This window comes from Bacillus sp. FSL L8-0152, assembly GCF_038006365.1.
Taxonomy (GTDB): domain Bacteria; phylum Bacillota; class Bacilli; order Bacillales; family Bacillaceae_G; genus Bacillus_A; species Bacillus_A cereus.
Map to the genome: position 1 here is coordinate 3,092,803 of NZ_JBBOVB010000001.1, position 21,081 is coordinate 3,113,883.

Here is a 21,081-nt window from a genome sequence, read left to right on the forward strand (position 1 = left end):
TTATCCTCCTAATTAGAAACGATATACAAGGCCGTACATAATAAACATATTTATGATAAAAATTGAAAGAGCAATTGGTACTTGTGCTTTAATAACCGCATTTTTATCCTTTAGCTCTAAAAGCATCGCAGGTACGATATTAAAGTTTGCTGCCATTGGAGTAAGCAGCGTTCCGCAATATCCAGCAAACATACCGAGTGCTGCCATAATTGCTGGGTTTCCGCCATGCATTTGAACTATTAAAGGTAAGCCAATTCCGCCAGTAATAACAGCAAACGCTGCGAATGCATTTCCCATTACGACTGTAAATAGCATCATGCCTAAACAGTACGCCATAACAGCAACGAACGGATACTCTGTCGGCAGCACTTGTCCGACTAAATCTGAAACAACTTGCCCAACGCCAGACTTCGCGAATATACCGCCAAGTGCTGCTAACATTTGTGGCAAAATAACAGCCCAGCCGACAGCTTGTAATAGTCTGCTTCCTTCTTGTACAGGCGTTGCTATTTTTGATTTTGTAATACGCATCGCCGCAACGAATGCGAGTAATGCACCAAGCGCTAATGCAACTAATGTTACTTTATCTGGATCAACAAGAGAGACATTTCCCCATTTAATTTTCCCTAACGTCAACGTACCGATAATTGTAAAAATAGGAATTAATAGTGCAGGCATAAAAATTTTATTTTTTAATTTCTCAGCATGTTTCACACGTTCTTGTACTGGAACTTCTTTTTCCTCTGATTTTGTTACTTTATTTAGTGAAGCTAAAACGACCATAGCGAGCACTATACAGCCAACGTAAAACGAAGGAATTACATTTCCGAATAAAAATGTAACTGCAAACAATGCCCAAAATAAACTAGAACCGAATCTGTTTGGATGTTCACGATCGAATGCGATACGAACAGCGATAAAAGCAACGATTATCCCTAATACATAATAGATTGTATCCATTGTGATGATGTTCATATTAAATTGCCTCCTTCTCTTCTTTTCCTTCTGCCTTCATTGTTTTCTCTATATATTTATCAAACCTTCTAAATCTAATCCAGCTTACAATAAGTGCAGATATTGCTGTCGGAATGCCCCAAAGTGCCATATCCCATACTCCGACATGCATACCTACTGAATCGAAGAATCCTTTCATTAATAAAATAGCTCCAGTTGCGATGAAAATATCTTCTCCGAAAAACCAAGCTGTATTTTCAGCTGCTGCTGCGTTTGCTTTAATCTTTTCTCTTAATTTTTCAGGAAGTTTACCGTATTTACCTTGCGCGGCCCCTTCTGCCATCGGTGCAACGAGCGGCCTTACTGTTTGCGCATGCCCACCAATATTAAGCCCTAGTGCTGCTGATGATTCTCTTATCGTAAAATATGACATTAATACTCTTCCAGTTGTTGCTCCTTTTGATTTCGTTATAAGTGCCTCTGCTCTTTCTTTTAAACCGTAACGCTCTAAAATTCCGATTACCGGTAAAGTTAATATAATTGGCATAGACATATATCTATTTTCTATGAAAAATTTACCGAACATGCTGATCACATCATAAAAACTTAATCCTGAAACCATACCAGTAACAATACCTGCAACCATAACTACTAAAAGTGTATTTAATCTAAATAAAAAGCCCACTGCAACAAGTAGTATTCCGATTAATTTAATCATCCCAGCACTTCCCCCTATTTTTTATTTCGGTGCACAAATAGAAATATTATTAAGTTTGAATGTTCTGTATATTCTTTCTGCAAATTGCACTGCTTTTTCCCCATCACCGTGTAAACAAATTGTTTGCGCCTGAACTGCTACTTTCTCTCCATTGACCGCATTTACATGGCCTTCTTTCACCATTTGAAGTACTTGCTTTATCGCTTCGTCTTCATCTTTTATAAGCGCATTTTCTTCTGTACGGCTCGTTAATGTACCATCTTGCTTATATGTACGATCCGCAAAAGCCTCTTGTACAAGAGTTACTTTGTATTTTTCTGCAGCCTGTATAAACGCCTCGCTATTTGCTAAACCATAAAGTAATAGACTTGGATTTATATAATAAATTGCCTTTGCAATTGCATCTGCAATTTCCGGATTAGTTGCCGCCATATTATATAAGGCACCGTGCGGCTTTACATGCTGCATTTTCCCGCCTGCCGCTTTCACAAATGCGTCTAATGCGCCTGTTTGATATAAAACATAATCGTATACTTCACTTGCTGAAATATTCATGTTTCTTCTACCAAATCCAATTAAATCAGGAAATCCAGGATGCGCCCCTATTGCTACGTTATGCTCCAAAGCTTTTTCAACAGTTTGACGCATAATAGACGGATCACCCGCATGAAAACCGCAAGCAACGTTTATAGAGGAAACGAACGGAAGAATTTCATCATCATTCCCCATTTTATAAGCGCCAAAACTTTCTCCTAAATCACAGTTTAAATCGATTGTAGTCATAATGTATTCCTCCTAATTTCAGCTTCGTAAAGCGATGAATTTCTTTAATAGATTCATATTTACTTCTTGTTCTATGTACAATTGTTCCGCTTCTTCAAGCGTAATTTTCTCAAAAGAAACATAGTCCCCCGGCTTTAGCTGGGCAAGAAGAGGTAAATCTACTGAAATGATATTTCCCATTCTCGGATAGCCACCTGTCGTTTGCCTATCTGCCATTAATATAATCGGCTGTCCACCATTAGGAACTTGAATGGTTCCAAATGTAACAGGACTCGATAAAATCTCTTTTTCTTCATTCCTATTTAAAACTTCTCCCTCAACCCTATAGCCCATACGGTCAGCATAATTAGATACCTTATACTCTTTCGTAAAAAATGCCTTTCTACTTTCTTCTGTAAATTGATCATATTCAAAGTCAGTTATGACACGAAGCTTTGGATGTTTCTTATACTTTGGTAGTACTCTGTTGCTAATTGCCCATTTCGTTTTTATTCTCGCATCTTTTTGTAAATCTTGAATGAAACGACTCGCCATTTCTGGTTGTGCACCAATTTGGAAGTAGTTACCCTTTTTCAACATTCTTCCTTCTATACCACCAATCGCAGCACGTATGTACGTACTTTTGCTTCCCATTGTACGCTCAATATGTATACCACCCGCAAAAGTTACATACGCTCTGCAACCACTTTTCACTTTTCCAAAACAAAGCATACTACCTTCTTCCGCTAAAATGGGACGCCATAACGGGATACGTTCTCCATTCAATAACGGTTCCATATCTGCTCCGCCAATCGCAAGTAAAGTCGTTTTCTTTATTAACAATTTAGGTCCCATAATCGTCATTTCGAGTCCCGCTTCATTCTCCTCATTACCAACTAACATATTGATCATCCGAAGTGCACTTTGATCCATAGTCCCGCCAACTGGTACACCGTATTGTTGATAATGAGATCGCCCTAAATCTTGGACTGTTGTAAACATTCCCGCATGCAAAACTTCTACATCCATTCTTTAGCCCCCTCAAGTGATACGTACTCTTCCTTCGTTATTGGGATAAATCGTAAATACATACCACTTTGAATATATGTTGGTATTTCTTCTTCCGGATTAAATAATGAAATAGGAGTTCGGCCGATAATATTCCATCCTCCTGGTGTTTCAAGCGAATATATACCTGTTTGATTTCCGCCAATACCTACTGAACCAGGAGAGATTTGTAACCGTGGTGTTTCTTTTCTAGGTGTTTCTAATTCTTTTGATAGTCCTCCTAAATACGGGAACCCTGGTGTAAAACCTAACATATATACAAAATATGTAGTTTCACTATGTATTCGAATCACATCTTCTACTTGTAAATCTTTATAATGTGCAACCTCTTCTAAATCAGGTCCATATTCTCCCCCGTAGCACACTGGTATAGAAATATGTTTCACATCCTGTTTTACTTCTTCTTTATAAGAATCACACAGCTCCTTTATATACTGGCGAACGTAATCATATGGCCTTTCACTTCTCTCATTTCTCTTCCATACTTCGTATACATTGTAGTAAACAGCTAATGAAGTAAACGACGGAACGCACTCAATCATTCCTGCAAACGGATGTTGCTGCAGTGCTTGAAATAACCGCTGTACTTTCTCATATATATCCATCTTAATTTCTTCACCAAATGTAACAATAATTGCTTGATCCCCTAACGCAGAAAATTTCATCCTACTCCCTCTTTCTATGCCAAAAAGCCGAGTTCTTTCGAAATGCGATGTGCTGTTTCTTTCACCTTAGCGATAAAATATGAAATGTTACTTTCGCTGTACTCAATTGCTAATCCCGAAATACTCATACCTGCTACAACCGTTCCATCACTTGCGAAAATGGGCGCTGCTATTGCGGCTGTATGATTTTCTAACTCAGAATAACTAATTGTGTAGCCTTCCTTTTTTGCCATTTGCAACACTTCTAGCAATTGTTCCTTATCCACAATTGTTCCATCTGCAAACTGTTTTAAATCCACTTCCTCTATGTATCTCCGTTTCTCTTCCTCAGAAAAATACGATAGTAAAATTCTCGGACATGCACCAGCATAAAGTGGTGCTCTTCTTCCAACCGCCGTATACACGCGTACTGGCTGAACACCTTCCAGCTTTTCAACATAAATTGCGTCATTACCATCTTGAATTATTAAATTAACTGCCTGTCCTAAACTATCTCTAAGTTCTTTCATATAAGGAATTGCTATATTTCTTACTGATAATCGGTGTGAAACAAGTTGACCGAACCGTAAAAATACGACCCCTAAACGATATTTCCCCTTTTCGTTTTTTTGTAAAAACTCCATCTCTTCCAACGAACCAATTAAACGATAAACAGATGTTTTCGGCATATTTGTAAGCTGAACCATCTCAGTTAAACTTAGCTCTTCATGCTCATAAAACAACTCTAAAATATCCATTGTCTTAACTGCCGTTTTATTTATACTCATTCTATCTCCCTTTCGTTCCGAATTACGGAACTTAAATTCCGTTTTTCGAAACAAACATATAATTTAAAATTATAAAATATTCTTTCAATTCATTCAATAGATTTTAAGCAAATAAAAAAGTATGGAAGAATATCTCTCCCATACTTCACCACACTTTATAACGCTCTTACTTGTTCCAACGGCCAGAAAACAGCTTGTCCTTTTCCGACAATTTCATCTTCTGAAATAAAGCCAAACATGCGACCATCCTTAGAAACTTCACGATTATCCCCTAAAACAAATACTTGGCCTTCTGGCACTTTCGTTTTCCCAGTGATTTGTTCTAACGTAAAGTCTGGAGTTAATACACGGCCTACTGCTTTTTCTTTAAACTTTTTTAAATATGGTTCTTCCATCGCTTTTCCGTTTACATATAAAACATCATTTTTATACTCAACTGTGTCGCCTGGCAAACCAATTACTCGTTTTACTAAATCGTATCCTTCTTTTCCGTGGAAGACGATAATATCAAAGCGATCTAATCCACTTATACTATAACCAATCTTATTCACGAGAACTCGTTCGTTATTTTTTAAAGTGGGCATCATTGATTCACCTTGCACTAAAGAAGGTGTAAATAAAACACCGCGAATAATAGCAATTAATACAAGGGTAAAACCTATCGTTTTAGCCCAAGAGAATAATTCTTTCTTCGTATTTTCCTTCATCGTTTCTCCTCTTTCTTAAGCACTTATTTTATGATTTCAACTAATTCTTGTACTAAATTAGGGTCTATTTCAGAAAAACATGATTTTCCTTCTCTTACCGCTGTACCGACATGAGCTTGCGAAATTCCAGTTTCATCTAGCAATCGCTTTATATTTTCTTTCGTCACCCCAGCTCCAGCTACAAGCTGAATTTGACCATCGCTTACCTTTTGCATTTCTGTAAGCACCGGAATATTCTCTACTATATTTCCTTGTCCACCTGAAGTTAAAACGTGAGTCACTTTATGAAACTTCTTTAAAGTGTTCATTGCTTCTACTGGATTTTCTATATCATCTATCGCACGGTGGTACGTTACATTTATTCCATCTACAACAGATAGTAAGTTCGCTAATTTCCCTTCATCCACTTCATTTCGTTCATTTAATACACCTAATACAACACCAGCTACTCCTAATTTCTGAGCAACTATAATATCTTCTTTCATCATTTCAATTTCTTCTTCCGTATATGTAAAAGACTTCGCATGCGGACGAATCATAACATGAATTGGTATACTTACCGCTTCCACCGCTTTCTTTATAAAAGCATAACTCGGTGTTAAACCACCTTCTGTATAAGATGAAATTAATTCAATCCGCTTCCCGCCAGCACTTTCAATTCGTTTTACATCTTCTAAACATGTTGCAATAACCTCTAGCATGAGATGACCTCTTTTCGTGCTTTTTTCTTATTATAACATTAGTAAAAATAAGAAGCCTAGCTTTCTCCTTTAAAACTTAAAAAAGAAGAATGAAAAGAAAGATTTTTTATTAGCAACGATTATTGATAACATCCTATTATTCATGTACACTCCTACCATAATGAAAAAGCCCATCATTTTGACGGACTTTTCTAATTTCAAGCTTTTCTTTCCTCAGTTTTCATATCAATGCCTAATTGATCTTCTAATAACTTTACACCTTTCTTTGTAAGATGGACAGCTCGGTTCTTATCCGTTTTCGTAATCCATCCCTGTTCAAAAAGCAGTTTTGCAATTGCAGACCCTAACCAACCAGAAATATGGTAGCGTCGTTCACTCCAATCAAGACAAGGTTTTGCAAATACCCTCCTTTTTATATCTGCCTTATCAATATTTATTCCAAAATTCAGAAACCATTTCTTACCTTGTTCCGTTACAATGTATTCTCCATCCTCTAAAATTATAAATTTCCTATCAAGTAATTTTTCAGTTATCTCTACACCGAGTTTGCCTGCAAGATGATCATAACAAGTTCGAGCATAACGAATTTGTTTTAGTTGGCTTGATTGTTTTAAAGAGCGAACTTGAACTGTTGGTGCAATTGTCCCTAACTTTTCAAGCACTTCTGCAACTTCTTGATTAGCAAGTCGATAGTAACGATGTCTACCATGTTGTTCAACTGTAAGTAAATTCCCTTCTACTAATTTAGAAAGATGCGAACTAATTGTTGGATGTGACACTTTTGCCATATAAGCCAATTCACTAGCAGGTAGTGCCTGATTATTCATTAGACACTCTAAGATGATTGCTCTTGTAGGTTCAGCAATTAGTTTAGCTATATATGAGATATTCGGATATACATTCATATTTCGATGATACCCTAACTATTAAATTGATACAATTATTTTAAGTTTAATAGTAAAGGAGAATGTATTATGAATGCAATTGATCTTAGTATATTAAATTTAAAAGAAACGAGAAGGCGCTCAGAAAAATTATGGAATTCTCTTCCCGATAATTTTCTTAATTGGAAGCCTGATCCTGAGGCTATGTCCTTTGGTGAAATGATTCGTCACGTATGGAGCTCAACTTTTTACTATCATATGATTATAAAAAACAACGGTTCAATAAACGACATACGTACCCCGTATGATGACGAGCCAATTACTTGTGTAAAAAAAGAAATTGAATTGGCACAATCATACTTTACTGACTTCATAGAATATGTTCAATCAATAAGCATAGCCGAGCTAGATTCAAGACTTATTGATAGAAGTGATGTTGGCTATCAACGATATTTAGGTGATATGCTATTAAGAATTGCCTATCATGATGCGGTCCATGCAGGTCAATTTTTACAATATTTACGAATGGTAAACTTAGAAAGACCATTAATTTGGGATTAAATACGAAAAATGTTTATACAGCCTCCAAACTGGCATTACAATAAGAATTTTCAACAAGAAACAATCAAAAAACCATGATAATCATTTATATTAAAAACCTACATCTCAACCAAGTACTTCATACACATAAAAAGCACGGGTTTGATTACTAATCAAACCCGTGCTTTCAAAACAACTATAATATCCATAAACAATAAAATGTAAGCTTTAAATACTACGACCGAAACGCCGCATCCGCCAGCATAGACAATGTTGCATCATCCATCGGTGGATTGTGTAATCCTGCTCTGACATTTAAATAGTAACGGTGAAGCGGATTTTTTTCTGATAAACTTTTTGCTCCTACGATGCGCATTGATTTATCCACTATGGATATCGCCGCATTTGTTACGGCGTATTTCACTGCCGCTAATTCTGCTTGCAGTAACAGTTTATCTTCTGCCTCATCGTATTTTTTCGCAATTTGATATAAAAAGACGCGAGCTTGCATAAGCTCGAGTTCTAATTCTCCAACTAATTTTCTAACATTCGGTAATAAACTAATAGAATGGTTTAAACTATTTGGCTTGTATGATCCCGCAAATTGAACTGCATAATTTCTTGCTGATTGTGCAATTCCTAAATAACATGCTGGTATATGTAGCAACCAGCCAATACCCTTTTGTTTCACTTTCCCGCCTTTTACATCCGTAAAAAAGCGGTTGTCTATCTCTACATTTTGTAAGACAAGGTCGTGGCTAGCAGTCCCTCGCATTGCAACGCTATCCCACGTTTCTTCAATAGATACACCGAGTGTATTTCTTGGAATAACAAACTCACCAACTTCTTCACGGCCTTCCATACTTGCTGAAATAATAAAATAATCAAGTACTGGCGCCATCGTTGTAAAAGTTTTCCTTCCATTTATAACCCACTTCTCGCCTTGTTGAACCGCTATTGTTTCTGGTTTGCCGCCACGCGTCGGACTCCCTGTTTTCGGTTCTGTTGCTGCCCTGTTAAAGAGCGCACCATTACGTACTTCTTCGCAAAACCATTTGAACATCTCATCATTCCAAGAGTGATTTTCCGCTAGCTCCTTCACAATGCCAAGATGCCAGCCAATCGATAATGCAGTAGCTCCGCAGCCTTCCGCGATTTTCTCTTGAAATAAAACGAAGTCATATAAAGAAATCGCACTACCACCAAATTCCTTCGGTAACGTTAATTTCGTATATCCAATATCTTTCAAATCATTTATATTTTCATACGGAAATGATCCTAATTCACTTAGCTGATGCTCCCTTTCCATGAACTTCGGAATCAATTTATTTATTTTCTCAATAATTAAAGACTGTTCTTCTGTTTCAACAAATGAGAGTGCCATACTATAATCTCCTTTATGCTCGATTCATAAACCGTTCATTTTGTCATTATGATTATATGAAGCTACCTCTCTATTGTTTCACTATTCCGATAAAAATACAATGTTTTTGACTAATAAGAAAAGTTCCTATTTAAGGATAGATCCTTTTCTTATATTAGTCCCCCTTCAATGCTTTTAACGGCAAAGAGGTTACATATCCAATATACGAGAATAATTCTTTAAAGAAGAATGGTATTTCTGTATCTAACGTTTTATATGCTGATGTCGGCGTTGGTGAAGCATACGCTTCAATATTAATATGTTTTGCGATTCTCATTGCGCGTTTCATATGAAGTGGATCACTTACAATCGTGTATGTTTGTATACCGTTCTCTATTCCAACTTGCTTCGCATTTTTTAAATTTTCTTCAGTGAAAAGGGATTTAGTTTCAATTAAAATATCTTCCTCTTTTACACCTTGTTTCATTGCATATACTCTTGCAGTACGTGCTTCCTCAAGTTCTGCCTCGAACTTTGTACCACCTGTAAAAATAATCTTTTTAATATTTCCGTTCTTATATAAAGAAATCGCATGATTAATTCTTTCTTTAAATACAGGAGATGGTTTTCCATTCCATGAAGCTGCGCCTAGTACGATACCAGCATCCGTTTTCACGTCATCATTTGCTTTAAAACGATAACTCCAAATATCGTAAGCTGCATAACTTACATATAAAATAGCAGAACAAATCATTAGTAAAAATACTTGAAAGATTCGTCTTTTCTTACTTTTCTTATTTTCTTTCATTTGTAATTGCCTCCGTACATCATCCATACTTCTATAAAAAACATTTATATCAAATCGTTTTGTTTGAGTTTATTTAAAAGAAGGAACTTTACTTGTTATTTATGTATAAAAGGGTTTTCATTTAAAATTGAGGATTATCAATTCATTTTCATTTGCGGTTTTCATTACATTTTTTAAATTCATAAGTTTATTACCATACAACTACATTGTAACGAATTTTTTCTCAGAAGGGAACGATGAAACAAAAGGAATTAAAATAAAGTAGCATTTTGTAAGAAAAAAGGTATATTTTTCATATCTCACGAACAATATACCTTTCAAAACACGAATTATAACTTTTCTTTATACAACTCTAATTTTTCTAACAATTGTTCTTTTACGCCTGGCCATTCACTCGAGATAATACTGTACACCACCGCATCTCTCACATAACCATTCGGTAATTTTCTTTCATTTCTAAGCACACCTTCTTTTACTGCGCCTAATCTTTCAATTGCTCGTTGTGCTTTTTCATTTCTTGTATCCGTCTTAATTTGCACTCTCAGCATATGCAATTTTTCAAAAGCATACTGAAGAAGCATATACTTACACTCTGTATTTATACTCGTACGTTGCACACTCGGATGATACCACGTTTGCCCTAACTCAACTGTCTTATCTTCTACTGAAATATTATATAAACGTGTACTTCCTACAATCTTATTCGACTGTTGATCTACGACTATGAAAGGTATTTGAGTACCTCTTCCGTAACCCTTTATCGCTTTTTGAACGTATTGTTGCATATCTTGCACACTATCCATTTTAGAGATTAAATACGCCCAAATATCCCGATTTCCTTCTACAATCGAAAACAAAGTTTCGACATCAGTATTATCCATTAACCGCAACTTTGCTCTTTCGTGAATAATTTCCATTTTTAAGCCCCCTTTGTTGTTACTATAACATATCATTAACATCGCTTTATTAATATATACATAAAAATAAATTATAATCATAAACATATAGTACATCTAAAAATAAAAAATGCGATGCCTTTATTCAAGCATCGCACTTATAATTTTGCACTACCTACGATTTTACGATAAATATTCATTTACACAATTTAGTAAACGCCATATATTTAGAACTTACATTATAGTTCAAAGCAACAAATAAGCAATCGGCGTAATGATAAGCAACGTTAAAATCGTTCTCTGCACATACAGAATAATAAGTTCAGATACTTTTAACGGAATATCTGTTGATAATATACAAGGAATGGAAGCGGAGAAAAACAAAATAGATGATACGGAAACAACTGCAATAACAAACTTTGTCACGAGTGGTGCACTTACTACTAATAATGACGGTAAAAACATTTCTGCAATACCAACTGATGCGGCTTTAGCGGCTAAGTCTGCTTCTGGTAAATGTAATAGCCATGTAAACGGATAGAAAATATAACTGATCCAATCAAATATTGGCGTGAACTTCGCTAAGACGATACCAATTAATCCTACTGACATAATGGATGGTAAAATTCCCATTGTCATAATAAATCCGTCTTTTAAATTCACTGCAATATTTTTCATAATGCTCGGTGCAGACTTTGATACTTCTAACGCATCTTCCCAAGCACGTTCCAACATTTTCTCTTTATAAACAGGCTCTGGGAACCCTTCTTCTGTTACATATGTATCTGGTTTTCTACTAAGGGGCGGGATTCTTACGGTGATAGCAGTCACGATGAATGTTACAACAAGTGTAGTCCAAAAATAAACATTCCATAAATGCATAATATCTAATGTTTTTGCGATGATGATCATAAATGTAGCGGATACTGTAGAAAATCCTGTAGCGATAATCGCCGCTTCTTTTGTCGTATACTTTCCTTCTTTATACACGCGGTTCGTAATAAGAAGGGCAAGCGAATAACTTCCAACGAAGGACGCAACTGCATCAATCGCCGATCTCCCCGGCGTATTCCATAATGGCCTCATAATCGGACGACAAAATGTACCGATAAATTCAAGCAATCCATATCCGACTAATAACGCTAAAAACGCCGAGCCAATTGGAACGAGCAGACTTACTGATATGACTAGCTTCTCATACAAAAACGGCCCAACATCTGGCGCAAAGAACCAAGCTGGTCCTACTTTTAAACAATATAATATACCAAAAACAACGCCAACTACTTTTAAAATAGAAAAACAAATGTCTACGATAGATGCATTCCATTTCTTCGTATAAAATGGATAAATCGCACCAATCGCCATAACAAACAATGCATAATAAGGTACTACGCCTGGAACCGAAGCCCTAATCCACGATACAATATGATCAATCATAATAGACGATGCACCGTTTATCGTAACAGGAATGAAAAACATAAACACCCCAACGAGACTAGCAAGTATAAACCGAAGAATAATCCCCTTCTCTCGCCCTGTCTTAATTACATTACTCTTTAATTCAATTTCACTCAAAATTCGACACCTCCTATTATCTAAATATTCTGTACAATAATGTTGTATTCCTTCTTTCCATTTCTACTATTTAATCATATGAAAAAGCCTATTTTAAAATAGGCTTTTCTATTCCCTCTCATAATCATCCACAAGCACTTGAATGATACGATAAGATTCTTCTGCTACTTTTTCATTACTATCCCTATTCGCATCATATGTAATTAACGCCTTCCAAAGTGCCCATCCTCTCGCTCTATTCCACGTTTCTTCATCCATGCGTAATACTTCTTTAAATACATTTCTACTATTTTCATCAAAAAACGTCCAAGCCATCGCTGCATCACAAGCAGGATCTCCTACGCCTAAAATACCAAAATCAATTACAGCACAAAGTTTTCCATCTTTAACGAGTAAATTCCCCGGTGCTACATCTCCATGCACCCAAACTGGTTTACGATCCCACGTTGAGCTAAGTGCTAAATTCCAAAGATGCTTTAATAATGCATCTTCAAAAATATCCTTATTATTTTCGATAGCAACTCTCGCCTCTTCATCATATACCGATATAAGTCCGCCCCGGTAAAAATTATGCGGTCCAGCTAAAGGGCCGTTACTCGCATTAATAGATTGCAATTCTACTAAAAAAGATCCTAAGTCCGCTGCAAATTCATTTAAATCACGAACGTTTTGTTTCGTAACTGTTTCTCCCTCTATCCACTTATTAATAGACCAAGGCAATGGATACGCTTCAGACGGATTTCCTTTCGCAATTGGTGTAGAAATTGGTAAAGAAAGTCCCTTACTTAATATAGGAAGCCAACTATTTTCTTTCTCTACTTGCGGTGCATATGCCACATCACTTGGCAATCTTACACTCATCTCATCCCCTAAGTGAAACGTCCTATTATCATGCCCACTAAACTTTACAGGTTTCACTTCTAAAGGGGCCCATTCGGGAAACTGTTCCTGTATTAACTTTTCAACTAAACTTACGTTAATTGGATGCATTCACATTCTCCTTTTCTTTTGAAACTTACTAAGCCCATCCGTACTTCCAACATATTCAAAACCATTTTTCTTATAAAAATCATTCAACGTACGATTATGCCCCACGCAATCTAACTTCAAATACTCTTTGTCATGTTGTACATTCTCTTCTATCCACTGTAAAATCCATTCTCCAATTCCGTTCCCCTTATACTTCCGTTTCACCGCAAATCTATGAATATATAATGAATTAGAAACTTCCTCTTTACCAAAAATATGTTCATCCCATTCATTTTGTTTAGGAGCAACTGTAACCGTACCAACTATTTCATCTTCTTTCAGAACAACATATGTATATTTCTCTCTTATACATTCTAGTATTTCAGCCGTAGCTTCCTCTCCTAAAAGATACTGCCACTGATCCACTTCTTTATGTTGTAGCCATTGTGCTACTTCTTTTAATAGAGTTTTAATACTATCACTCTCATTTTCGGTAGCAATTCGAATTGCATATTCTTTACTTATATTTCTCTCCATATTGCCTTTCCCCTTTCAAATTGCTACCATACTGACAAACGAGTCCTTCCATCATTTTCATCTGTAATATATTCTACATACAATCCTTGATTCCGTGCGTTTTCATACATCATTTCAATCTCTTCTTGGTTTTTCACATAAATTTGTATGTAATCACCATCCGCTACTAATACGACTACTTCACACTTACTCTCCTTAAATTCTTCATATGTTTCAATTTCTCCTAGTACTTCCCCTTTTGGATATGCTTTTAAGTCTACAAATAAAAGATAATATATGTTGTCTTTTATTAGCTTTTTTAAAGCTGAACCTACCATGATCTCGTTATCTTCTGAAAATAATTCTGGACCTAATTCATTCCCTACTATTATATAAGCTTCCTCCCTTCCCATGGCTTGCCAATCAAATGCAGTAATATCAATTGGCTTTAAGACTTTCCAAAGTAAATTATCATATCCATCTAGAATATCTACTGTAATCCCTCTTTTCATATGTCTGCTCCTAGCTTATTTATTTTTGTTCCATACATTATATATCAAATTTAATTACTATATTTTGTCGATACCTATGTACATCATAAAAAACCGCTCCACTACTAGCGAAACGGTTTCCTTCTACTTACATTTACATATCTTATTCAATCGTTGCACTGCGTTTTAAAATATTTTTTAATATCTTCACTACATCAGTCGTTCATTCTTAATGCTCACTTCGACTTCACGAAGTAATATAAAAACCATACCGCATGATTTTGTTCATCCGCAGCTATTCTCCGTAACAACTCTTTCAAATGTGCATCCGATGTCTCATCTGAAATTTCCAAATAAAAATCTACTGTCTTTTGTTCATCTTGTATAGCGAACTCTAATCCTTGTAAATACGTATTTGGGCAGTTTTCAGTAATTTGTGGTTTCGGCTGCCTGCCAGTTAAGTTCGTATAAATTTGTACAAAGTTGTGGAAATGCTTTATTTCATCATTACGAATTTCAAGAATTTGTTTTTGTTCTACTTGATTTGGAGCCATATTCGCTAATTTTGCATAGCAGCTTATAGCGCTATACTCTCCATTTATAGCTTTTTCAATATCACTAATCAACTTATCATTTTGTCTATACCAATCATAATAATTCGAATTATACATCGTATCCCTCCATACTTTCGCTTAACATTTTATGCATTTAGAAATAGTAGGAGCCTGTGTATATAACGGGACGACTTTAGATTGAAAGCAAAGTTTGAGAAAAGGGTCTATTTTGCAAAGGAATTGCTTATTCATAAAGTGAAACTATATTCAGTGGGGATTTTACTACACGACAAATAGCGGATAAAATATCACTATTTTTTTGTACGCTGTGGCTATAAATTCGCGAATGAATCAGGTTTCCAACCAGATGTGGTGTTGAGATGCGAAGCTATTATGAATCCAATCATATAACTAGGAGGTACCACTATGCCATCTTTATTTAAATCTATGGCCTTCCAGCTGAAAACCGAAAGACTTGAGCTTAGTATGTGGGAGGAATCCGATTCCGTTTGGCTGAGCAAATTAATTGGCGAACGTGGTGTGGATATTCCAGCCGTTGATTCCGTTCGTAACCGGCTCATTGAGATGCGCAAGAAAGCAGACGAAAATGGCATTTCTCTTCTCACTATTCGTAGGCGAGACGAAGGCGATTTTATTGGATACTGTGGCTTGATTATCGGTCGTTCCACACTTGAAGAGCCGGAGATTGCATACGAATTGTTCCGCAGCGCTCATGGAAAAGGTTATGCGACTGAGGCAGCAGCCGTTGTACTGGACGCTGCAATTGCTACTGGGCGCCACAGGCTTTGGTCGACTGTAGGCGCTTGGAATATCGCTTCCCTCCGGGTGCTAGAAAAGATAGGGTTTAAGAGGCATCACAGTACGTGGGATGACGAGCGCGGTGAGATTGTTTGGAACGTACGCGATCTTTAGAAATTCCTTAATTACATACAACACTTTTTAACAATCAGGCTTTTTCATTGAGAAAAAGTCATCAAAACTTATTCCAAGGCGACAACAGCAAATACTAATTTTTCAACTTATAGATTTCATCAAAAAAAGCCGTTTCACTAATTTAGTGAAACGGCTTTTTTTAAGCGTTCAATTCTGTTTTATGCCCTTTTACTGCACTACGTTTGAATGCAGTTGCTAATATAATAACCGCACTTACTATACCAATCCAAACGAGTACAGTAACAGGTGTATTCCAGCTTACCCCTTTTCCGAAGAAGAAGATTTCTCTTAAGCCTTCGATCATAAATTTCATTGGTAACCATGGGTAAACCCAGTCTTGATAAAACGGAGACAACATCTCAGGTGCTAATGATAATAACGGCGCCCCGAAAAATAGTAATAAAGCGAATAAACCGATTCCTTTTAGCCCAACTAATGAAAGTACCGCAGATATCATTAAGAAGAAACTAAAAGAAGTAATGGATAAGAATAGAGCTGTATCCGTGAAGTTCGAAATATTTAATCCTACCATCCCATCTGCAATCCATGTAAGACCAAATCCAATTACAAGTGCCGCAATAGCTCCTGTTACGATTTGTTTTACTTTCAATATAAAGTTTTCTTTTCGTGAACTTACCGGTATTTTACTAATCGCAATAAAAATAATCGCTGCGCTCGCTAAACTTGCAATCCATAACGGCTGGAACAATGATATTGGTGAGTTACCGTTCGCACTATTTTTGCCGACCTCATTCATATTTTTCACGTTCTTTACAATAGGTGTTACTAATTTCACAGCTTGATCTGTTGTTACAGTATCTCCTTTTGCTTTTAACCCTTCTAATATTTGCGTACGAACATTATTGTTCATATTATCAACGGTCGCCTGTAATATTTGTCCTGCCATAGTTGATGCAGCCGTATTCATTCCTTGATTAATATATATTTCTATCTCAGGTGAAGATGGCTGTGGTGTTCGTAACGACGCTTGTTTTGCGCTAAATTCTTTCGGGATGACTAATGCCGCGTAATACTCTTTATTGTTTAATCCCTTTTGAACGGCTTCTTTATTTTTTACTTCTACCCACTTCACTGCGGGTTCTTCCTCTGATTTCGATGATTTTTTCACCGTATCAACAATTGTTTGCCCCATATTCATTTTCGGTTGATTTGGAATTTCTACACCTTGATCCTCATTTACAATTGCAATTGGCAAGTTTTTCGGCTGCGGTTGAACAGTTGGAAATAACGTTAATGAAAAAATAAAAACAACAAGTAGTGCAATAACTGGTGATAACAATAAAAGTTTATTTTTAAACATCTTCTTTTCTCCTCCTTTAATTTAATTTATAATAATCAACAACGTGTTGTTTATTTATATTTTGAATTATATGTTCGAGTTGAACCTTATACAATAATCAAAAATCGTGAATGTGTCGGTTATAAGACACATTTTCTAAATGTGTTCAGTAAAATTAAGGAGGGACATGCTTTGCGCGATAGTAATTTAGATTTGCGTGTTGTTCGTACGAAAACTGCCATACGGAACGCATTGGTGGAGCTAATTGAAGAAAAGGGTTTTGACGCCATTACAGTGAAAGATATCACAACGAAAGCAAACATTAATCGCGGTACTTTCTATGCGCACTATCAAGATAAATTTGATTTAATGACAAAATGCCAAGAAGACATTATGTACGAGTTTTCTAACATTGCTAAACAGAAATTCCCGGAAGTTATTGCTGACCTTGGAACAAATCCTTCTCCAGCAATGCCATTTATACTTATCACTTCTATTCTTGAATTTCTAAATGAAAATAGTGATTTTATGAGAGCTGTACTAAGTCCGAAAGGAGATTTATCTTTCCAAACAAAACTGAAAGACTTTATGTGGAAAACATTATTTGAAGATACGAATGGTCCTCTCATTAATAAGGAGAATTTACTTGTTCCAAGCGAATACTTAACTTCTTATATGGCATCTGCACATATAGGTGTCATCCAGCAATGGTTAAATAATGGACAAAAAGAAACACCTGAGGAGATTGCTCGCTTTTTATCAACTATTGCAGTTCATGGACCTTTTTATGCAGCTGGTTTAAAGAAATAAGTCCGCTATATAATAAAAGATCATCCACTTTAATAGCGGATGATCTTTTATTTCATTACAACACTTCAATATATCCTTCTGTTCCATGTACCCGAATTCGTTGTCCGTCTTTTATTATTTTCGTAGCATTCTCCACACCGACAACTGCCGGTAATCCATATTCACGTGCAATCACTGCTCCATGTGTCATAAGTCCACCAACCTCAGTGACTAACCCTTTTATAGACACAAATAACGGTGTCCAGCCCGGATCAGTAAAAGCAGTAACTAATATATCGCCCTCTTCTAAATTCGCTTCTTCCATGTTTAAAATAACGCGTGCCCTTCCCTCTATAACTCCTGATGAAACAGGCAAACCTACAATCGCATCAGCTGGGAGGTTCTCTCGTTTATATTTACCTGTAATGATTTCTCCATCAGACGTCATTATACGAGGAGGCGTTAGTTTTTCATATAATTTGTAATCATTTTTTTGTTTTTGTATCAGCTCGTAATCTAGTTTATTCGTGCGAACAACTTCGTGAAGCTCTTCAAAAGTTAAATAGTATATATCATCAACTTCATGAATGACACCGCTCTGCACAAGTTGCTCAGCTTCTTTCAGTAACGCCTGCTTATATATGAAATAACGATTAATCATGCCGTATTTTGGATATTCACGATACCCGATACAATTACGGATGTTGCGAATCATACGCTTCGTTTCTTCTACTTTTTGTTTACTATCCGGTAAGTGTTGTAATCGATTTACTAACTCTTCTTCTTTTTTCACAGCTTCCTGCAGCCCTTCTTCAAACTTCCGTTTACTAGCACCATATTCAAAGTCCCTTATATGATTTAAAATCATCGGTATAATTGTAGCTGGCTGTTCACTCCAGCGCGTTTTCGTAATGTCGATTTCTCCGCTGCATCTCATTCCATATTTATTTAGAAAGGCATCGATTGCATCCCGAACTTTTTCCCCGCCTTTAAACTGAATTAATTCATCTAAAAAGCTGTCATCTTCTACATGTTGTAAATACGCAATGACTTCTGGATACGGCCGAATCACATCTGCAACATCTAATAATGCTAAACCCATTTCTGAAGTAATATTATTTTGTACAGATTGTGAAAGTACATCTGCTGCATTCTTTTCCCCTAGCCATTGTTCCATCTTTTCATTAATCCATGATGAAGCATTCATACCTGCCATAATAATAGCTATACCTTGCGAGTTAAATAATACTTTCTTTAATTGCTGAATGTCTTCTAAAATAAAATCAAGTACATCCACCCCTGATTTCGTTTGCATGTTTCGTTTTAACTCTTCTATTGATGATTGACTATTCTTTATTAAATTCGTAACGATTTCCGGATCATTCTCAGGTTGTTGTTGCGAACTTGCAGATGGCACATTTTTACTAAGATCCTTTTCTTTTTCATCATCCGGTAACAATTGAATAAAATCATCTCGCTCGATTATAGTCGTTAATGCATCTCTTACGAGTGGATCCGATTTTCCTAAAGTGTTTATTAAGTAATCTCTGCTAGCAGGTAAAGCTAATTGTTGCGTAGCATCAACAAATAACCTGCCTCCCGCTTTACGCATAGGGGCACTAGTCGTTAACAGGAAAAAAGATAAACCTAATGGTTTCATCGCATCGGTCATCATTTGTTGGTGACCAACCGATATATACACATGATTTCCCCCATCATTTACTCCTGGAATTGGATATAAAGTCGTAATCGGCCTGCTTTGGACTATATAAAATGTATCATCAACTAAACACCATTCAATATCTTGCGGACAACCAACATAAACTTCGATTTGTCTTCCGATGCGTGCTAGTTGTAAAATTTGTTGTTCAGTAAGTGTTTGAACTTTTTGCTGATTAGGAGCAATTTTCTTTGTCTCTGTTCCGCCTTCTTTTCGTCCATAGATGGCTAATTTTTTCGTTGCGATGACCTTTTCGACGATTTCGTCTTCCTTTACCCTATAATTATCGGCAGAAACCAATCCAGATACTAGCGCCTCGCCAAGTCCAAAGCTGGCATCGATTGATAACACCTTCCTATTCGAAGTAATCGGATCCGCAGTAAATAAAATCCCTGAAGCCTCAGGGAAAACCATTTTTTGGACGACAACACATATAGAAACTTGATTATGATCAAAACCATTTTGCATTCGGTATATAACCGCTCGATCTGTAAATAAAGAAGCCCAGCATTTTTTAATATGCTGCAAAATGTTTTCTTTTCCAATAATATTTAAATACGTATCTTGTTGACCAGCAAACGAGGCATACGGTAAATCTTCAGCAGTAGCACTCGAACGCACTGCATACGCATATTCATTGCCAAAGTGCGAGAGATAATGAACTACTGATTTCACTACATCAACTGGAATTTCCACTGCCATAATGACTTCTCTAATCTTCTTATTAATTTCACCAATTTGATCTCGTTCCTCAATTTTTAACATTGCTAATTGATTCAACAAAGTTTGAAACGCTTCATTTTTTTCGATGGCCTGTTCATACCCTACCGTTGTAACACAAAATCCTTCTGGCACTTGTATCCCTTGAATATTTGATAACTCCCCTAAATTCAATCCTTTTCCACCAACGAGAAAAAGCTGCGTTTTTTCTATTTCCTGAAAATCGAGAACGAAAGAACTCATTTGGCACCTCTCCTTACTATTCATGTGTTCTTGATTGTAACAGTAGTAAATGAGAAGAAACAGTCTATTTCGAACTTAAATTACATGATATAATTAAGTTAGGAAGAGGTCATCACTCCTATTTCCCCCTCTAATTCACTTCAATTACATCACCAAACTTAAACATTCTTTGATTATGAAAAGCAATCATTAGACATAATGGATTTCTATCGACCTTTGTTATGTATTTTTTATATAAATCCACATTATAATATCCTTATAAATCTTTTATTAAGCCATAAATTCATCTCAAAAAATAGTAGAATCTGTGACTTTAAAAGCAATATTTTTTGTTTGCACTTTATATAAATTGATATGAATCCCTCTTAATTCTAGGACTAAATTATTGTTTTTTTAATCCCACATTAATTCTTTTCT

At 36.1% G+C, this 21,081-nt stretch carries 22 protein-coding genes; 3 read left to right on the forward strand and 19 right to left on the reverse strand.

Features of this window, described 5'->3' with window-relative positions; genetic code table 11:
• Nucleotides 1-12: 12 nt before the first annotated feature.
• The 9 genes from MHH27_RS15610 to MHH27_RS15650 all read right to left on the reverse strand — a co-directional run bounded on the left by MHH27_RS15610 (nucleotide 13) and on the right by MHH27_RS15650 (nucleotide 7,247).
• The gene (locus MHH27_RS15610) at nucleotides 13-975 is read right to left on the reverse strand and encodes a DUF979 domain-containing protein (RefSeq protein ID WP_075719963.1); all 963 of its coding nucleotides are present in this window, start codon (nucleotides 973-975) and stop codon (nucleotides 13-15) included.
• 1 nt (nucleotide 976) lies between these two features.
• On the reverse strand, nucleotides 977-1,672 hold the full coding sequence (locus tag MHH27_RS15615) for a DUF969 domain-containing protein (protein WP_000593392.1): 696 nt from the start codon (nucleotides 1,670-1,672) through the stop codon (nucleotides 977-979).
• Nucleotides 1,673-1,693: 21 nt separating this feature from the next.
• The gene (gene pxpA / locus MHH27_RS15620) at nucleotides 1,694-2,455 is read right to left on the reverse strand and encodes a 5-oxoprolinase subunit PxpA (protein ID WP_098566925.1); all 762 of its coding nucleotides are present in this window, start codon (nucleotides 2,453-2,455) and stop codon (nucleotides 1,694-1,696) included.
• An 18-nt stretch (nucleotides 2,456-2,473) separates the two neighbouring features.
• Nucleotides 2,474-3,463: a 5-oxoprolinase subunit C family protein gene (locus MHH27_RS15625; RefSeq protein ID WP_097997358.1), complete on the reverse strand. Its 990-nt coding sequence runs from the start codon at nucleotides 3,461-3,463 to the stop codon at nucleotides 2,474-2,476.
• On the reverse strand, nucleotides 3,454-4,167 hold the full coding sequence (gene pxpB / locus MHH27_RS15630) for a 5-oxoprolinase subunit PxpB (protein ID WP_098451539.1): 714 nt from the start codon (nucleotides 4,165-4,167) through the stop codon (nucleotides 3,454-3,456). The genes MHH27_RS15625 and pxpB overlap by 10 nt, the downstream gene beginning before the upstream one ends.
• A gap of 14 nt (nucleotides 4,168-4,181) precedes the next feature.
• Complete coding sequence (locus tag MHH27_RS15635) at nucleotides 4,182-4,934, reverse strand: IclR family transcriptional regulator (RefSeq protein ID WP_075719959.1); 753 nt, start codon at nucleotides 4,932-4,934, stop codon at nucleotides 4,182-4,184.
• 155 nt (nucleotides 4,935-5,089) lie between these two features.
• Entirely contained in the window at nucleotides 5,090-5,641 is a 552-nt protein-coding gene (gene lepB, locus MHH27_RS15640) for a signal peptidase I (RefSeq protein ID WP_000662498.1), read from the reverse strand.
• A gap of 23 nt (nucleotides 5,642-5,664) precedes the next feature.
• On the reverse strand, nucleotides 5,665-6,342 hold the full coding sequence (locus MHH27_RS15645) for a copper homeostasis protein CutC (RefSeq protein WP_097822344.1): 678 nt from the start codon (nucleotides 6,340-6,342) through the stop codon (nucleotides 5,665-5,667).
• Nucleotides 6,343-6,539: 197 nt separating this feature from the next.
• Nucleotides 6,540-7,247, reverse strand: a complete 708-nt coding sequence (locus MHH27_RS15650) for an ArsR/SmtB family transcription factor (RefSeq protein WP_001103831.1) — start codon at nucleotides 7,245-7,247, stop codon at nucleotides 6,540-6,542.
• A 69-nt stretch (nucleotides 7,248-7,316) separates the two neighbouring features.
• Between MHH27_RS15650 and MHH27_RS15655 the strand changes: the two genes are divergently transcribed.
• Complete coding sequence (locus MHH27_RS15655) at nucleotides 7,317-7,787, forward strand: DinB family protein (RefSeq protein ID WP_000991274.1); 471 nt, start codon at nucleotides 7,317-7,319, stop codon at nucleotides 7,785-7,787.
• Nucleotides 7,788-8,001: 214 nt separating this feature from the next.
• Here the strand turns inward: MHH27_RS15655 and MHH27_RS15660 are convergent, their stop codons facing one another.
• From MHH27_RS15660 to MHH27_RS15695, 8 genes are all read right to left on the reverse strand, one after another.
• The gene (locus MHH27_RS15660; protein ID WP_098835735.1) at nucleotides 8,002-9,150 is read right to left on the reverse strand and encodes an acyl-CoA dehydrogenase family protein; all 1,149 of its coding nucleotides are present in this window, start codon (nucleotides 9,148-9,150) and stop codon (nucleotides 8,002-8,004) included.
• 154 nt (nucleotides 9,151-9,304) lie between these two features.
• On the reverse strand, nucleotides 9,305-9,937 hold the full coding sequence (locus MHH27_RS15665; RefSeq protein ID WP_000662215.1) for a YdcF family protein: 633 nt from the start codon (nucleotides 9,935-9,937) through the stop codon (nucleotides 9,305-9,307).
• A 329-nt stretch (nucleotides 9,938-10,266) separates the two neighbouring features.
• Complete coding sequence (locus tag MHH27_RS15670; protein ID WP_000402588.1) at nucleotides 10,267-10,854, reverse strand: GNAT family N-acetyltransferase; 588 nt, start codon at nucleotides 10,852-10,854, stop codon at nucleotides 10,267-10,269.
• A gap of 225 nt (nucleotides 10,855-11,079) precedes the next feature.
• Nucleotides 11,080-12,408, reverse strand: a complete 1,329-nt coding sequence (locus tag MHH27_RS15675) for a YjiH family protein (RefSeq protein ID WP_098566923.1) — start codon at nucleotides 12,406-12,408, stop codon at nucleotides 11,080-11,082.
• Between the two features lie 108 nt (nucleotides 12,409-12,516).
• Nucleotides 12,517-13,398: an aminoglycoside phosphotransferase family protein gene (locus tag MHH27_RS15680; protein WP_098250580.1), complete on the reverse strand. Its 882-nt coding sequence runs from the start codon at nucleotides 13,396-13,398 to the stop codon at nucleotides 12,517-12,519.
• Nucleotides 13,399-13,914: a GNAT family N-acetyltransferase gene (locus MHH27_RS15685; protein WP_098250579.1), complete on the reverse strand. Its 516-nt coding sequence runs from the start codon at nucleotides 13,912-13,914 to the stop codon at nucleotides 13,399-13,401.
• A gap of 23 nt (nucleotides 13,915-13,937) precedes the next feature.
• Nucleotides 13,938-14,405: a DUF2691 family protein gene (locus MHH27_RS15690; RefSeq protein WP_098250578.1), complete on the reverse strand. Its 468-nt coding sequence runs from the start codon at nucleotides 14,403-14,405 to the stop codon at nucleotides 13,938-13,940.
• 215 nt (nucleotides 14,406-14,620) lie between these two features.
• A complete protein-coding gene (locus MHH27_RS15695; protein WP_000282832.1) occupies nucleotides 14,621-15,055 on the reverse strand; it encodes a ferritin-like domain-containing protein in 435 nt (144 codons plus the stop codon).
• Between the two features lie 309 nt (nucleotides 15,056-15,364).
• Here MHH27_RS15695 and MHH27_RS15700 point away from each other — a divergent pair, with 309 nt between their 5' ends.
• Nucleotides 15,365-15,871 (forward strand): GNAT family N-acetyltransferase, encoded by a 507-nt coding sequence (locus MHH27_RS15700; RefSeq protein WP_098250577.1) that lies wholly within the window; start codon nucleotides 15,365-15,367, stop codon nucleotides 15,869-15,871.
• Nucleotides 15,872-16,031: 160 nt separating this feature from the next.
• Here MHH27_RS15700 and MHH27_RS15705 read toward each other — a convergent pair whose 3' ends face one another.
• Nucleotides 16,032-17,213 carry a YhgE/Pip domain-containing protein gene (locus MHH27_RS15705; RefSeq protein ID WP_016512626.1) on the reverse strand — a complete coding sequence of 394 codons (1,182 nt, stop codon included), beginning with the start codon at nucleotides 17,211-17,213 and terminating at the stop codon, nucleotides 16,032-16,034.
• Nucleotides 17,214-17,384: 171 nt separating this feature from the next.
• On the opposite strand from MHH27_RS15705, the gene MHH27_RS15710 reads away from it, so the two are divergent.
• A complete protein-coding gene (locus MHH27_RS15710) occupies nucleotides 17,385-18,002 on the forward strand; it encodes a TetR/AcrR family transcriptional regulator (protein ID WP_098250576.1) in 618 nt (205 codons plus the stop codon).
• A gap of 55 nt (nucleotides 18,003-18,057) precedes the next feature.
• Here MHH27_RS15710 and ppsA read toward each other — a convergent pair whose 3' ends face one another.
• Complete coding sequence (gene ppsA / locus MHH27_RS15715) at nucleotides 18,058-20,664, reverse strand: phosphoenolpyruvate synthase (RefSeq protein WP_340943234.1); 2,607 nt, start codon at nucleotides 20,662-20,664, stop codon at nucleotides 18,058-18,060.
• Nucleotides 20,665-21,081: the final 417 nt, after the last annotated feature.

Excerpts from the sequence above, each read along its gene's own strand:
- MHH27_RS15635 (WP_075719959.1), bottom strand. The coding sequence starts at position 4,934 with ATGAGTATAAATAAAACGGCAGTTAAGACAATGGATATTTTAGAGTTG.
- MHH27_RS15625 (WP_097997358.1), bottom strand. The coding sequence starts at position 3,463 with ATGGATGTAGAAGTTTTGCATGCGGGAATGTTTACAACAGTCCAAGAT.
- MHH27_RS15670 (WP_000402588.1), bottom strand. The coding sequence starts at position 10,854 with ATGGAAATTATTCACGAAAGAGCAAAGTTGCGGTTAATGGATAATACT.
- MHH27_RS15665 (WP_000662215.1), bottom strand. The coding sequence starts at position 9,937 with ATGAAAGAAAATAAGAAAAGTAAGAAAAGACGAATCTTTCAAGTATTT.
- pxpB (WP_098451539.1), bottom strand. The coding sequence starts at position 4,167 with ATGAAATTTTCTGCGTTAGGGGATCAAGCAATTATTGTTACATTTGGT.
- MHH27_RS15650 (WP_001103831.1), bottom strand. The coding sequence starts at position 7,247 with ATGAATGTATATCCGAATATCTCATATATAGCTAAACTAATTGCTGAA.
- MHH27_RS15690 (WP_098250578.1), bottom strand. The coding sequence starts at position 14,405 with ATGAAAAGAGGGATTACAGTAGATATTCTAGATGGATATGATAATTTA.
- MHH27_RS15610 (WP_075719963.1), bottom strand. The coding sequence starts at position 975 with ATGAACATCATCACAATGGATACAATCTATTATGTATTAGGGATAATC.
- MHH27_RS15680 (WP_098250580.1), bottom strand. The coding sequence starts at position 13,398 with ATGCATCCAATTAACGTAAGTTTAGTTGAAAAGTTAATACAGGAACAG.
- ppsA (WP_340943234.1), bottom strand. The coding sequence starts at position 20,664 with ATGAGTTCTTTCGTTCTCGATTTTCAGGAAATAGAAAAAACGCAGCTT.
- MHH27_RS15655 (WP_000991274.1), top strand. The coding sequence starts at position 7,317 with ATGAATGCAATTGATCTTAGTATATTAAATTTAAAAGAAACGAGAAGG.
- MHH27_RS15695 (WP_000282832.1), bottom strand. The coding sequence starts at position 15,055 with ATGTATAATTCGAATTATTATGATTGGTATAGACAAAATGATAAGTTG.
- MHH27_RS15645 (WP_097822344.1), bottom strand. The coding sequence starts at position 6,342 with ATGCTAGAGGTTATTGCAACATGTTTAGAAGATGTAAAACGAATTGAA.
- lepB (WP_000662498.1), bottom strand. The coding sequence starts at position 5,641 with ATGAAGGAAAATACGAAGAAAGAATTATTCTCTTGGGCTAAAACGATA.
- MHH27_RS15615 (WP_000593392.1), bottom strand. The coding sequence starts at position 1,672 with ATGATTAAATTAATCGGAATACTACTTGTTGCAGTGGGCTTTTTATTT.
- pxpA (WP_098566925.1), bottom strand. The coding sequence starts at position 2,455 with ATGACTACAATCGATTTAAACTGTGATTTAGGAGAAAGTTTTGGCGCT.
- MHH27_RS15660 (WP_098835735.1), bottom strand. The coding sequence starts at position 9,150 with ATGGCACTCTCATTTGTTGAAACAGAAGAACAGTCTTTAATTATTGAG.
- MHH27_RS15700 (WP_098250577.1), top strand. The coding sequence starts at position 15,365 with ATGCCATCTTTATTTAAATCTATGGCCTTCCAGCTGAAAACCGAAAGA.
- MHH27_RS15685 (WP_098250579.1), bottom strand. The coding sequence starts at position 13,914 with ATGGAGAGAAATATAAGTAAAGAATATGCAATTCGAATTGCTACCGAA.
- MHH27_RS15705 (WP_016512626.1), bottom strand. The coding sequence starts at position 17,213 with ATGTTTAAAAATAAACTTTTATTGTTATCACCAGTTATTGCACTACTT.